The organism is Nocardioides proteolyticus (genome assembly GCF_051280635.3).
Taxonomy (GTDB): domain Bacteria; phylum Actinomycetota; class Actinomycetes; order Propionibacteriales; family Nocardioidaceae; genus Nocardioides.
Window position 1 is genome coordinate 95,121 of record NZ_JBNBPO030000007.1, and the last position, 12,388, is coordinate 107,508.

General features: G+C 72.1%; 12 protein-coding genes. 9 read left to right on the forward strand and 3 right to left on the reverse strand.

The features are described from left to right. The first annotated feature begins 122 nt into the window (after positions 1 to 122). The 4 genes from ACPOLA_RS06130 to ACPOLA_RS06145 all read left to right on the forward strand — a co-directional run bounded on the left by ACPOLA_RS06130 (position 123) and on the right by ACPOLA_RS06145 (position 5,062). Complete coding sequence (locus ACPOLA_RS06130; RefSeq protein ID WP_435769518.1) at positions 123 to 1,289, forward strand: acyltransferase family protein; 1,167 nt, start codon at positions 123 to 125, stop codon at positions 1,287 to 1,289. 78 nt (positions 1,290 to 1,367) lie between these two features. Beyond that, positions 1,368 to 2,609 carry a DUF2254 domain-containing protein gene (locus ACPOLA_RS06135; protein WP_435769519.1) on the forward strand — a complete coding sequence of 414 codons (1,242 nt, stop codon included), beginning with the start codon at positions 1,368 to 1,370 and terminating at the stop codon, positions 2,607 to 2,609. 209 nt (positions 2,610 to 2,818) lie between these two features. Further along, positions 2,819 to 3,736 carry a mechanosensitive ion channel family protein gene (locus ACPOLA_RS06140; protein WP_435769520.1) on the forward strand — a complete coding sequence of 306 codons (918 nt, stop codon included), beginning with the start codon at positions 2,819 to 2,821 and terminating at the stop codon, positions 3,734 to 3,736. 66 nt (positions 3,737 to 3,802) lie between these two features. Further along, positions 3,803 to 5,062: an MFS transporter gene (locus tag ACPOLA_RS06145; protein WP_435769521.1), complete on the forward strand. Its 1,260-nt coding sequence runs from the start codon at positions 3,803 to 3,805 to the stop codon at positions 5,060 to 5,062. Between the two features lie 101 nt (positions 5,063 to 5,163). Here the strand turns inward: ACPOLA_RS06145 and ACPOLA_RS06150 are convergent, their stop codons facing one another. Further along, positions 5,164 to 5,616, reverse strand: a complete 453-nt coding sequence (locus tag ACPOLA_RS06150) for a MarR family winged helix-turn-helix transcriptional regulator (protein WP_435769522.1) — start codon at positions 5,614 to 5,616, stop codon at positions 5,164 to 5,166. An 84-nt stretch (positions 5,617 to 5,700) separates the two neighbouring features. On the opposite strand from ACPOLA_RS06150, the gene ACPOLA_RS06155 reads away from it, so the two are divergent. From ACPOLA_RS06155 to ACPOLA_RS06170, 4 genes are all read left to right on the forward strand, one after another. Beyond that, positions 5,701 to 6,054, forward strand: coding sequence for a VOC family protein (locus ACPOLA_RS06155; RefSeq protein ID WP_435769523.1), 354 nt, complete (start codon positions 5,701 to 5,703; stop codon positions 6,052 to 6,054). Between the two features lie 46 nt (positions 6,055 to 6,100). Next, entirely contained in the window at positions 6,101 to 6,937 is an 837-nt protein-coding gene (locus tag ACPOLA_RS06160; RefSeq protein ID WP_435769524.1) for an SDR family oxidoreductase, read from the forward strand. Positions 6,938 to 7,024: 87 nt separating this feature from the next. After that, complete coding sequence (locus ACPOLA_RS06165; RefSeq protein WP_435769525.1) at positions 7,025 to 8,101, forward strand: zinc metalloprotease; 1,077 nt, start codon at positions 7,025 to 7,027, stop codon at positions 8,099 to 8,101. 143 nt (positions 8,102 to 8,244) lie between these two features. Next, positions 8,245 to 8,523 carry a hypothetical protein gene (locus ACPOLA_RS06170; protein ID WP_435769526.1) on the forward strand — a complete coding sequence of 93 codons (279 nt, stop codon included), beginning with the start codon at positions 8,245 to 8,247 and terminating at the stop codon, positions 8,521 to 8,523. On the opposite strand, the gene ACPOLA_RS06175 is transcribed toward ACPOLA_RS06170, so the two are convergent. Both ACPOLA_RS06175 and ACPOLA_RS06180 read right to left on the reverse strand, forming a co-directional pair. Then, positions 8,513 to 11,089: a putative bifunctional diguanylate cyclase/phosphodiesterase gene (locus ACPOLA_RS06175; RefSeq protein ID WP_435769527.1), complete on the reverse strand. Its 2,577-nt coding sequence runs from the start codon at positions 11,087 to 11,089 to the stop codon at positions 8,513 to 8,515. The two genes, ACPOLA_RS06170 and ACPOLA_RS06175, sit on opposite strands and share 11 nt — an antisense overlap. Positions 11,090 to 11,249: 160 nt before the next feature. Further along, positions 11,250 to 11,606 carry a nuclear transport factor 2 family protein gene (locus ACPOLA_RS06180; protein WP_435769528.1) on the reverse strand — a complete coding sequence of 119 codons (357 nt, stop codon included), beginning with the start codon at positions 11,604 to 11,606 and terminating at the stop codon, positions 11,250 to 11,252. A gap of 160 nt (positions 11,607 to 11,766) precedes the next feature. On the opposite strand from ACPOLA_RS06180, the gene ACPOLA_RS06185 reads away from it, so the two are divergent. After that, a complete protein-coding gene (locus ACPOLA_RS06185; protein ID WP_435769529.1) occupies positions 11,767 to 12,300 on the forward strand; it encodes a hypothetical protein in 534 nt (177 codons plus the stop codon). Positions 12,301 to 12,388: the final 88 nt, after the last annotated feature.

Below are 12,388 nucleotides of genomic sequence, written 5' to 3' on the forward strand. Positions count from 1 at the left end.
TGACGATCTCGTGACGGCAGGTCCACCTCGCCTCGGGTCCGGGTACCCGAACTCCAGGACCGGGGCATCCACCGGTTGCCCGCGTCGGGGGATCGGCCCGACCCGAACGGAGGTGAGCGACAGTGGCCCAGCCACGGGTGGACGCAGCGGCGCTGGAGCGGGCGGCCGCAGGTCCCACGGAGCGCCCGACGCGTCCGTCGTCGGGGCGTCTGGTCTGGGCCGACGTCGCCAAGGGCGCGTGCATCCTCCTGGTGGTGCTGCACCACCTCGTCAGCAAGCACTTCGTCCAGGTGGTGCCCGACGACCTCCCCGGGGCGGCCGCCGCGTGGTGGCACCTGACCTACGCGCTGAAACCGATCCGGATGCCGCTGTTCTTCCTGGTCTCCGGCATCTTCGCGGCCTCGGCGCTCCGTCGGCCCTGGGACCGCAGGCAGACGGTGCGCCTGGTCGGCCTCTACCTGCTGTACGCCGGATGGCTGGTGCTGCACGCCGGGATCTTCTCGGTGGCCACGGAGCTGCCGATGAACCGGACCAGGAACGGCGAGGAGCTCCTGGCCGATCTCGTGTTCGCCTCCACCGGGCTCTGGTACCTCTACGCGCTCGCGGTGTACGGCGTGCTCGCCCGCTGGCTCCATCGCTTGTGGGGGCCGTGGCCCACGCTTCTGCTCGCCGGAGCCGTCGCGGTGGGCGTCCCGCTGCTGGACATCGAGGGCGCCAACCGTGTCTCAGTGGTGCAGCACTTCGTGTACTTCGCGGTGGGTGCCTACCTGCCCACGGTGGGTGGGCGGCTGGCCGCCCTGTCCTGGCGGACGACCGGAGCACTCGCCGCCGCGACGGTCGCCCTGGCTGCCGGCTTGTGGTCCACGTCGATGCCGCTGCGGTCGGTCAACGTGTTGGTGAGCGTCCTCGCGGTGCCGTGCGCACTGCGCGGTGCCGCCGCGATCAGCCGCTGGCGGCCGGTGCGGCGTGCGGCGTCGTACGTCGGGCGGCACAGCCTGCCGATCTACGTGCTGCACGTGCCGCTGCTGGCCGTGCTGCACCGCGTCGTGGACGGATGGCCGCTGCCGCCGCTGTCGAATGGCTGGTGGATCGTCCCGTTGGCGGCGTACCCCGTCGCGGCGGCGGTGGTGCTGGTCCTGGCCTGCCTCGCCGTGCAGCGGGTGGGGGACCGCTGCGGGCTCGGCTGGGTGTTCCGGCCGCGCGCCGTCGAGCCGCTGGTGGCGGCCGCGCACCGCCTCGCCGCGCGGCTCCGGTCACCGGCCCGCCGGAGCCGGATGGGCCAGGGATGACGCCGGTGCCGCATAGGGTGGCGCCCACGCAGTGGCGCGAACACGTGTCCGAGGGGGGCAGCGGATGAGGGTGGTGCGATGACCTGGCTGTGGAACCGGGTGCGGGGGCGGTTCTGGGTGCTGCCCCTCGTGTGCACGGTGTCGGCGGTCGCCCTGGGCCTCGGGCTCACTACGCTCGACGACCGGCTCGACACGTCGCTGAAGGTGCCGTTCCTGTTCACCGGGGGACCGGAGAGCGCGCGGGCGCTCCTCTCGGCCATCATCACCTCGATGATCTCGTTCACCGGCCTGGTGTTCTCGATCACGATCGTGGTGCTGCAGCTGACCAGCAGCCAGTTCTCGCCGCGAGTGCTGCGCACGTTCCTGCGCGACTGGTTCAACCAGCTGTCGCTCGGCGTGTTCGTGGCGACGTTCGTCTACGCGCTGGTCGTGCTGCGTGCGGTCCGCGGCACGTCGCAGGTCCACCCGTTCGTGCCGCAGCTCTCCATCACGGTGGCCTTCGGCTTCGTGCTCGCGAGCGTGCTGGTGTTCCTCGCCTACATCCACCACGTCGCCCAGTCGATCCGGGCCGCCACGATCATCTCCTCGATCGGCAGCGACACTCGCGCGCTCCTCGAGCGACGCCATCCGGCCGGCGACGACGTCCGCGCCCTCCGCGCCGTCCCCGACTCGGTCGGCCGACGGGTCGCCGCGGCGAGCCCCGGGGTGGTGCAGCGGGTCGACGACGAGCGGCTCGCCGCGCTGGCCGCCGAGCACTCGGTCACCATCCGGCTGCTGCGCTCGGTGGGCGAGTTCGTGCCGGAGGGTGGTGACCTGCTCGAGACGCACGGCGCCGACCCGCCCGACGCGAGCCAGCTGCGCGGCGCGATCCACCTCGGCAACGAGCGCAGCCTCGACGAGGACGTCGGCTTCGGCATCCGCCAGCTCGTCGACATCGCGGAGCGGGCCCTCTCGCCGGGGATCAACGACCCGACCACGGCGGTCCAGGTGATCGACCAGCTGCACGACCTCCTCCGTCGCCTGGCCACCCGGTCGCTGCAGCCCCGTCAGGAGCTGACCGACGACGGCGGGCTGCTGCTGCACGTCCCCGAGCCGGCGTTCGCGGACTATCTCGGTCTCGCGGTGGACGAGATCGCCCACTTCGGGGCGGACACCGATCGGGTGATGCGACGCCTGCGCGTCATGCTCGACGACCTCCTTCGGGCCGCGACGCCCCAGCACCGCGGGGCGGTGAGCACGCTCCTCGGCTCGCTGGGTGGAGAGGCCTCGACGGGGAGCCCGGCCGGCGCGCCGCCGGCCTCGGACACCGGGCTGCGGTGAGCCCTGCCGCCGTCGGACGGTGAGCCGTGGCGGCGGCTCGTATGTCGTGCGCCGGCCGCGGGTACCCACAAGGAATGCTCACTCTCCGTGCGGTGCGCGCCCGGGCGCTCGTGCTCGACTCGCGACCGGTCGTCTGCTGAGCCGGTGCGCCGTCAGCACCTGCCCCGGCGGGCCGGGTCCGGCCGTGCCGTGACAGGAGGAGGCGGCTGATGGGACAACCCGTGCTCGCGGCGCTCACGGAGCCCACGGTGCCCACGGTGCTCGCGGCCGAGGGCCTCGACCTGCCCGACGTGACCTGGGAGGCGACGGCGCTCGGGCTCGGCCTGATCGTGGGCGGTTACCTGACCGGTCGTGTGGTCGGCTGGGTCCTCGAGCGGCTGCTGCTGTGGCGGGGGCGGTCGCGCAGTGCCAGCGCGATGTTCTCCGTGCTGGTCCGATGGCTGGTGCTCGTGCTGGCCCTGGCCGCCGCCGCGACGGTCGTGTTCCCCAGCGTCCGGCCCGTGAACGCGCTGGGCGGGATCGGGATCCTCTCCATCGCGGCGGGCATCGCGTTCCAGACCGTGCTCGGGAACATGTTCGCGGGCATCGTGATCCTCGCTCGGGACACTTACCGGGTCGACGACCAGATCGCCGTACGCGACGTCGCCGGCACGGTGACCGGCGTGTCCCTGACCAGCACGACCGTGCGCACCTTCGACGGAAGGCTGGTGCACATCCCCAACGCGGTCGTGCACTCCGAGGTCGTCACCATCCAGACCGGCTTCGAGCAGGTCCGCTCGACGGTGTCCGTCGATCTCGACGACAGCGCGGACCTCGATCTCGCGGTCGCTGTCGCCGAGCGGGCGATGGCGTCGGTGCCGGTGGTGCTGTCCGAGCCTGCGCCTCAGGCGCTGCTGCAGGAGGTCGGCTCGGCGACGGTCCGCATGGACCTCCGGTTCTGGTCCGGGGCCCGCCAGATGGAGACCCGGCTCGCGCAGCACGCGGTGATCCGGGCGGTGCTGAAGGCCCTCGACGACGAGGGCGTGCCCACGGGTGCTGACGTCGTGGTGGTCGAGGGCGGACCGCGCCTCCTCCGAGCCGTCGCAGGAAGCGACGACCAGGACAACGAGGACGACGCCTCGCACTGAGCAGACGGTCACGGTCACGTCCGATTCCGGCCAGCCCTGGCGTCGTCGGGCTCCTACGTTCCGGGCATGGACCCGATCCGCCGACCCGACCGAGACCGGATGCGCGCGAGCATCGTCTGGTTCATGTCCCTCGCCGCCGCCCTGGGCACCGCGGCCATCTATCCGCTGCAACCGGCCGTCGCCACGGTGTCGGAGTCCTTGTCCACCTCGGTCGGCCTGGTGGGCCTCGCACTGGCGGGCGGCCCTCTCGGGTACCTGATCGGCCTCGCGCTCCTGGTCCCGCTGGTCGACCGGTTCTCGCCCCGGGTCGTGCTGTCCGGCCAGTACGCCGCGCTCGCCGTGACCCTGGCGCTGAGCGCCCTGAGCGACGACGTGGTGGTCCTCGGGCTGGTGATGGTCGTCGTCGGCGCCGGCTCCTCCGTGGGCGCCGGCCTCAGCTCCGTGGTGGGCCGGCTCAGCCCGGCGTCCCGACGCGCCACCGACCTGGGCCTGGTGACCGCCGGCATCTCGGCCGGCATCCTGCTCGGGCGGATCGTCGGCGGCTGGCTGTCGGACGCGGTCGGCTGGCGGGAGACGTCGGCCGTGTTCGCCGCGGCGTGCGCGCTCACCGCCCTCGCCGGCCTGGCGCTGCTTCCGGTGGACCGCGCGCCGCAGGACCGTGGCTACCTCGCCAGCCTGGTGTCCCTTCCGTCGCTGTTCCGTGCGTCGCCGGCCCTGCGGCTGGCCTCCCTGCGCGGCTCGCTGTGGTTCTTCGCGTTCTGTGCCGTGTGGGCCGGCATCGCGGTGGCGCTGTCGGCGCCGCCGTACTCCTACTCCGCGGAGCGGATCGGGCTCTACGCGCTCGCCGGCGTCGCCGGGATCGGAGCGACGCGGGTCGCCGGCGTGTGGACCGACCGGGTGGGGCCACGTCCCGTCGTCCTCGTCGGGCTGGTCGGGGCAGCCCTGTCCTGTGCCGTCCTGGTCTTCGCGCTGCCCAGCACGCCGGTCACGCTCGCGTGCCTGGCCCTCTTCGACGCCGGCCTGTTCGCCGCTCAGGTCGCGAACCAGAGCGTGGTGCTGGCGATCGACCCGACCGGCCCGGCACGGTTCAACAGCGCCTACATGGTCGTCTACTTCGTCGGTGGCAGCCTGGGCACCGCATGCGGCGCGGCGCTTGCGGAGCACCTCGGCTGGGCCGGTGCCGCCACCGCCGCGTGCGCCGCGATCCTCGGCGCCACGGCGCTGACCCTCGGGGCGGGGCCGCGGGTCACCGGTGCGGGAGGGCCAGCGCGACCGCACCCAGTCCCAGGCACACCGCCCCGGCGGTCAACGCGCCCGACGCGATGAAGGCGGCTGCCGCGAGGAAGCACAGCACGGGGAGCAGCCAGGTCGCGGGCCGGCGGGCGGCCAGCTCCGTCGACCTCTTCGGCCGGGCGGCGCGTATGCCGTCAGGACTGGTCGCCGGGCGGTTCGGCGAGGGCCCGCAGGATGCTCCGCAGCGCCCGGCGAGCCCGGGCGAGCTCGTCGGCCGAGAGGTCGACGCGGCGCAGCCGCTCGCTACGGTCCAGGTCACCGAGGCGCACCAGCTCGGCGAGGACCTCGTCCCCGGTGGACGTGGTCGAGATCAGGGGTGCGCCCTTGTGGTCGGGGTTCGGCTCGGCCGCGAGCAGGCCTTCGGCCAGCAGCTCCTGCACCACGCGGTGCACGCTCTGCCGCGCCAGTCCCAGCCGACGCGCGGCTGCCGACACCGTGAGCGGTTGCGTGGAGAGCACGCTCAGCACGTGCCAGCGCGCGGCCGTCTGCCCCGTCCGCCGTGCGATCTCCTCGCCGCTGCGCCGTGACGCCGCGGCGAGCTCGTACACGTCGGCGATGAGCAGGCGGTACTCCGTCGCAGCGTCCACGAGAAAACACCTTGCCACAGGGCTGCTGCATGCTGCTAGATTGTCAGCATCCTGACAATGTTGTCTCACCCACGGAGGAGCCCCATGTCCGTCGCAGCCATCACCGCCATCAGCCTGGACTGCGCCGATCCGGCGTCACTCGGCCGGTTCTACGCAGAGCTCACCGGATGGCCGATCACCAGCGCGGCCGACGACGCCGTCTACCTGGGAGACGGGCCGATCCAGCTCGCCCTCCAAAGGGTCGAGGACTTCCAGCCGGCGGGCTGGCCCGACGGCGACAAGCAGGCGCACCTCGACTTCTCCGTGCCTGACGTCGCGGCGGCGGAGGTCCGGCTGGTCGAGCTCGGCGCCACCAAGCCGGAGTTCCAGCCCGGCGGCTCGGAGTGGACGGTTCTCCTCGACCCGGCCGGCCACCCTTTCTGCATCGCCGCAGGCTGACAGCGGCCCGCCGACGCTCCGCCACCCCCAGGAGGGAAGAAACCTGATGATCCTCGTCACCGCCGCCACCGCGCCCGTCGGCCGCTCCATCGTCGAGCAGCTGGTCGCGGCCGGTCACCCGGTCCGTGCCCTCACCCGCAACGCGAAGGAGGCGGACCTGCCGGCCGCGGCCGAGCTCGTCGAGGGCGACCTCACCGACCCCGACAGCCTGGAGGTCGCCATGCGCGACGTGACCGCAGTCTTCCTGCTCGCGGTGGTGCCCGGGTTCGCGTCCGCGTTCCTCGCTGCGGCGCGCGAGGCCGGCGTCGAGCGGATCGTGTTCCAGTCCTCCGCCGAGGTCGTCGACGGCGCCACCGAGCAGCCCAACGACATCGCCGCCTTCCATGCCGACGTCGAGCAGGCGATCCGGGACTCCGGCCTCGGCTGGACCTTCCTGCGGCTCGACGTGTCCTCCGCCGACGCGCTGCAGTGGGCCTTCGACGTGCCGGGCCAGCTGTCGGCCGGCGACGTCGTCAAGGCGCCGTACGGCGACGCGGCCGGCTCGCCGATCCATCCCGCCGACTTCGCCGCGGTGGCGGTGGCGGCCCTCCTCGACGCTGGGCACACCGGGGCGGTGCACCACGTGACCGGGCCTCGGTCGCTCACGCACCGCGAGCAGGTCGCGCTGATCGGGTCTGCGCGCGGCCGTGACGTCTCGTTCCAGGAGGTTGACCCCGAGACCGCGCGGTCGATGGCGGGGCCGTTCGTGCCGATCGACCTCCTCCTCGCGACCTGGGAACGGCACACGCACCGGCCGGCGCCGGTGACCGACACCGTGCAGCGCGTCACCGGGCGAGCGCCCCGGTCCGTCGACGAGTGGGCCGCGGACTACCCGGCTCCGTAGTCGGCAACGCACTTGACCGGTTCGGCGCATGGAGTTGCTCACGTCTGATTTCCTTTACCTTCGCCGAGAGCGGCCGATCCGGTCTGCGTGTGGATCCCATCCGTCCCGCTCCCGCGGACCCTTCTCCTCGTCACCTCGGTCCTCGCCGTCCTGGTCGGCGCAGTCATCGGCGCGCCGTTCACGGCCCCGGCCGGGGCGGAGAAGGGCGCTGAGACCCGCACCTCGGCCCGCGCGATGAGCACCAGCGTCACCGCGGCGTGGCCCAGCGCCCGTGCCGTGACCCGCGGGAAGAAGGTGGCCGTGACCGGCCGCGTGAACGGCGGCGCGCGGCGCGTCGTACTGGAGCACCGGACGAACTCCGGCTGGCAGGAGCTCCGCTCCGGGTACAGCCGGAGCGACGGGACCTACGCCGTGCGCATCCCGACCTCGTGGACCACCGCGCACGCCCTTCGCGTCCGGGCGCCCGAGACCGACCGGTACGCCGCCGGCGTCGGCGCCGCGAGCAAGTCGCTGGCGGTGAGCACCTCCTACAAGCCGCGGGGCAGTCGCAAGCACTACAACCTGATGAGGTGGCGCTTCGACCCGTGCCAGGTCGTCAGCTACCGGATCTACGACCGGCGGATGCCCTCGGGTGCCGCCAAGGACCTCCGTCGGGCGCTCGCGATGGCGAGCCAGGCGACGGGGATCCGCTTCAAGTACGTCGGCACCTCGAGCCAGGTGCCGTGGGCGAAGGGCACCAACACGGTCCGCGGCGCCGACCTGCTGCTGGGCTGGGCGACGCCCCGTCAGGTGCCGCGGCTGAAGGGCAACGTCGTCGGCCTCGGGGGACCGTCGTGGGGCGACATCACCGACGATCACGGCTTCCGGCGGACGCTGGACGCGATGGTCGTGCTGGACTCCACGGCGCGGGCCAAGGGCGGCTTCGGCCGGGGCTACACCCGCGGTGAGCTGCTCCTGCACGAGATCGGGCACGCGCTCGGTCTGGAGCACGCGTTCCGCACCGGCCAAGTGATGGACTACGCCACCCAGGCGTCGGACCGCTGGGGTGCGGGGGACCTGACCGGTCTGCGTCGCGTGGGCCGGTCGGCCGGCTGCTTCGAGGACGCGGGGATCCGCGCGCGTCCGATGCCCGCCGCCGCGCCGCACGGCACGCCCGCCCGCTGACCGGCACCCTGCACCGAGGCGGGGCCGCAGGCCGCGGTATGCGCCGATCGCACCACGGGTAACGCCACGTTGATGGGTCGATGCGCGACTCGCCGTCGCGCATCTGTCGACAGGCGGAGCGAAGCCGCCGTGAGGAGCGAGCGATGGCGTCCAAGAGCCACACCACGACCGACCACGACGAGATCCGCAACTGGGTCGAGGAGCACGACGGCGTGCCGGCCCGGGTGACCGGCACCGAGGGCGACGACGGCTCCGGAGTGCTGCGGATCGACTTCCCCGGTGGAGCCGGTGAGGACCAGCTCGAGCACATCTCCTGGGACGACTGGTTCGAGACCTTCGAGAGCCGGAGCCTGGCGTTCCTCTACCAGGAGGAGAAGGCCAGCGGCGAGGACAGCACGTTCTTCAAGCTGGTCAACCGCTGACCGGCCGAGGGCGGAGATGCACGTCGACGAACTGGTCGTAGGGCACCGGCTCGCCGATGAGATAGCCCTGGGCGTGGTCGACGCCCTCCTCTGAGGCCGCCGCGAGTATCGCCTCGTCCGAGACGAACTCGGCGATGGTCTCCTTCCCGAGCTCGTGGGCGATGCCGACGATCGACCGCATGACGGTGCGGTCGATGGGGGAGTGGGGCGCCGCCGAGACGAACTCGCCGTCGATCTTGATGAAGTCGAACTGCAGGTGCTTGAGGTAGTAGAAGGAGCCGAACCCGGCCCCGAAGTCGTCGAGGGCGAAGAGGCACCCCAGCTCGGTGATGCGCTGCGCGAAGGCCTTGGCGAGGGCGACGTCGGCGATCGCGGCCGTCTCGGTGACCTCCAGGACCAGCGTCCCGGGGTCGATCGCATGGCGGGCGAGCGAGCGGGCGATGACGTCCTCCACCTCGGGGTTGCCGAGCGAGTGGCCGGAGAGGTTGGCGTGCAGCTGGAACCCGGGCCGGAGGTCGTTGAGCTCCGCGAGCCGGGCGATGCTGCGCTGCATCACCCAGGAGTCCAGCTGGGGCATCAGGCCTGCGCGTTCGGCGATGTAGAGGAACCGCGAGGGGGAGACCAGCTCCTCGCCGTCGACCAGCCGCAGCAGCACCTCGGCGGCCGTCACGTGTCCGGTCCGCAGGTCCTGGATGGGCTGGTACAGGAGCGCGAACCCGTCCGTCTCGAGCGCGCGTTCGATCTTCTCCTGCCACTGGAGGCGGGCGCCGGTGCGGGACGGATGGGCGCTGCCCTCCTCGAGGACGGCGTACCGGTTGCGGCCGGCCTCCTTGGCGTCGTACATGGTCATGTCGGCGAGGGCGAGGACGTCGGTCGGGTACGCCTGAGCGGCCGCGAAGGTGACGACGCCCAGGCTGGCGGTGACGCGACGGCGGGTGCCGTCGAGGGTGGCGGTGTAGTCGCGGAGCCGCCGGATGATGGTCTCAGCGACCTTCTCGGCCGCGGCCTGGTCGGCCTGGGGGAGCAGGATCGCGAACTCGTCGCCACCGAGACGGGCCACGGTGTCGGTGCTGCGCAGCCCGCTGGAGAGCAGCTCTGCCGTGGAGATGATCAGCTGGTCGCCCACGTTGTGGCCGAGGGTGTCGTTGACCTGCTTGAAGTTGTCGAGGTCGAGCAGGAGCAGCGCGCCGGTGGGTCCGTACCGGCGGCAGCGGTCGAGGTGGCGCTGGAGCTCGATGTCGAACCGGCGGCGATTCACCAGGCCGGTGAGTGCGTCGTGGTCGGCGAGGTGCGCGAGGCGCAGCTCGTACTTCCGCCGCTGGGACACGTCGACGACGTTGAGCAGGACGACCGCGTCGGTCCCGTCGTAGTCGTGGAGCACCAGGCCGCTCAGTGAGACCTGGACGGTCTGCCCGGCGACGTTGCGGATCACGGCGTCCCCGGTGGTCGTGTGGTCTCCGCCGACGCGCAGCACCTCATCGAAGTACGCGAGCAGAGTGTCGTCGCCGGCCGGTGCCAGCTCGGAGATGTGCTGACCCTCCAGGGCCTCGGGGTCGGCCCCGACGATGGGGCGGAGCCCGTTGTTTGCTCTGCTGATCCGGCCCTCGAGGTCGAGCACCATGACACCGTGCGGTGCGTCGGCCAGCAGCCGCTCGGTGCGCTGGGTGGCGGCGAGCAGGGCGCGCTCGCGCTCCCGCTCCGTGCTGACGTCGCGGGTGAGCATGAGGGCACGTCGACCGTCCCCCTCGGCCGGCAGCGGGGTCGCCGTCACGACGTACTGGGTGCCGGAGGGACCCACGGTCAGCTCGCGGTCACCGCCGCCGCCCGCCAGGGCGTCCTGGAGGAGCGTGGTGACGACCGCGGAGCCGGCAGGGTCGGCGATCTCGGCCGGGTGTCCTTCGGTGTGGGCGATCAGTCCGTGTGGGGCACTGCCGGCCCCTGCAACCTGCCGCACCTTGAGGTCCTGGTCGACGACGGTGACGGACACGTCCGGAAGGTGCTCGACGATCGCACGCCAGCGCGCCTCCTCGGCGACCAACGCTGCCGTGCCGCGGGCGAGCTCGTGCACCATCGCCTGGATCCGCGGGGCGATGACCAGGGCGAAGGCGACCCACAGCAGCGCCCGGCGCCAGTCCGCGACCGGGTACTCCGGGGCGCCGACCAGCAGCATCGGCAGCACGAACACGCCCACGGTGCAGGCCGCACCCACCGCCAGGTCCCGAGCGGTGCCGGTCAGGGCCTGCCAAAGGAGCGGGAGCACCACCAGCGTGCCGAGGCTCGATGCGGAGCCGCCGCCGGCGTCCCGCGCGAAGCCGATGGCGGCGAAGGTCAGCATCGGCGCCGTGATCGAGGGCCATGTCCGGGCGGGCTGCCGCAGTCCGTACCCGAGCACCAGCAACGTGGCGGGCACCAGCGCGAGCAGGACCCACAGGCTCAGGCTCGGCCCGCGGTACGGCGGAACGGCCAACGTGCCGACGCCCAGCAGCGCCACGAACACGAACGGCCCGGCGTCCCGCCAGGTCGGGCGTCGTACCTGAGTCTGGACAGCGTTCCGATCCGGCCACACGACGAGACTTCCCCCTAGGACTGGTCAGCGGTGCCATGGTGTCTGCATCTGACCTCGCGCGGCGATCATTCTGCCCTTGATGAGGCCGCAGCAACCGCAGGCCGGCCGGGACGCCTCGCCGGTGGACGGCGCTCGAGCCGGCAGCCGAGTGCTACGGCGGTCAGGAGCGACGCGTCGCGGAGTAGTGGATGGTCTGAACTCGGATCCTCCCGTCCCGGACGAGGTAGCTGTCCGCCCCGTCGTGGATCACGGTGTCCTGGTCGCGGGCCGTCCACTGCAGCATCCCCACCTCCCCCTCGACGAGGACCTGGAGGTAGCGGTACGTCCCGTCGGCCACGTAGGTGCGCAGTACGTCGGCGAGCGCCCTCACGCCGTCGTGCCCCCGGTGAACGCCCTCGGCGGAGAGCAGGATCACGTCGTCGGCGTAGTTGGTCGCCAGATCGCCCTCGAGGTCTCCGGCCTGTCGGCGGCGGAGGTGTGACTCGAGGACCTCTTCGGTGGAGCGTGGCGTTCCCATACCGGTGGCGGTGCCCGATTCCACCGAGCCCAACGGGGATGGTGGCGTGGCGACGTACGTCAGTGGGGGCGGGCCCTGCAGCACGGCGATGAGGGGGCTCATCCACAGCCGAGTTGCGAGGCGTTGATAGCCCGCGCGAGTACGCGGAGGCTGTGCTCCCGTGGGCTATCAGACAGACTTCATCGGCTACCTGCGGATCGAGCCTCCACTCGGACCTCGTGAGCGGTCGTTCATCAACCGGATCTCAGGTTCGCTCTTCCTGCAGGAGTCGGCCGGCTCACTGCGCGTGGCGGACGAGGATGACGAGGTCGTACGCGACCTCATGAGCGGCGCGCCAAGGGGCTGGTCCAACTGGACCGCATGCGATCAAGGGTGCTGTCTGAGCTACGACGGCGGTGACAAGGCGAACGACATGGCGCCGTGGCTCAAGTTCCTGATGGCCACCTTCCTCGTGCCTGGGGCCACCGCCGAGGGCATTGACGGCGTGAGCTGTGACCACGTCCTGAGCGGGATGGTCGTCGGCTCCCGCCGCGACACCAGGGAGCTCTACTCGATCACCGTCCGCGACAACGTGGTCGAGGTCGAGCTCCTGTGGCCCGGCAACCCGAGCTGGAGCGACTACCCGCCGCTCGCCTACCAGACCGAGGTCGACCGCTTTCGCAGCTGGGTCGCCGACCGGAAGGACCGCGAGTAGCAGCTGTCGCATCGGCAACGGCGAAGGCCCCGGTTCGGTGACCGGGGCCTTCGCTCTTGTTCCGTGATCTGGAGCTCGGACAGATGTC

Coding starts and splice junctions, on each gene's coding strand:
- ACPOLA_RS06170 (WP_435769526.1), top strand. CDS start 8,245: ATGGCGTCCAAGAGCCACACCACGACCGACCACGACGAGATCCGCAAC.
- ACPOLA_RS06155 (WP_435769523.1), top strand. CDS start 5,701: ATGTCCGTCGCAGCCATCACCGCCATCAGCCTGGACTGCGCCGATCCG.
- ACPOLA_RS06160 (WP_435769524.1), top strand. CDS start 6,101: ATGATCCTCGTCACCGCCGCCACCGCGCCCGTCGGCCGCTCCATCGTC.
- ACPOLA_RS06140 (WP_435769520.1), top strand. CDS start 2,819: ATGGGACAACCCGTGCTCGCGGCGCTCACGGAGCCCACGGTGCCCACG.
- ACPOLA_RS06145 (WP_435769521.1), top strand. CDS start 3,803: ATGGACCCGATCCGCCGACCCGACCGAGACCGGATGCGCGCGAGCATC.
- ACPOLA_RS06135 (WP_435769519.1), top strand. CDS start 1,368: ATGACCTGGCTGTGGAACCGGGTGCGGGGGCGGTTCTGGGTGCTGCCC.
- ACPOLA_RS06180 (WP_435769528.1), bottom strand. CDS start 11,606: ATGGGAACGCCACGCTCCACCGAAGAGGTCCTCGAGTCACACCTCCGC.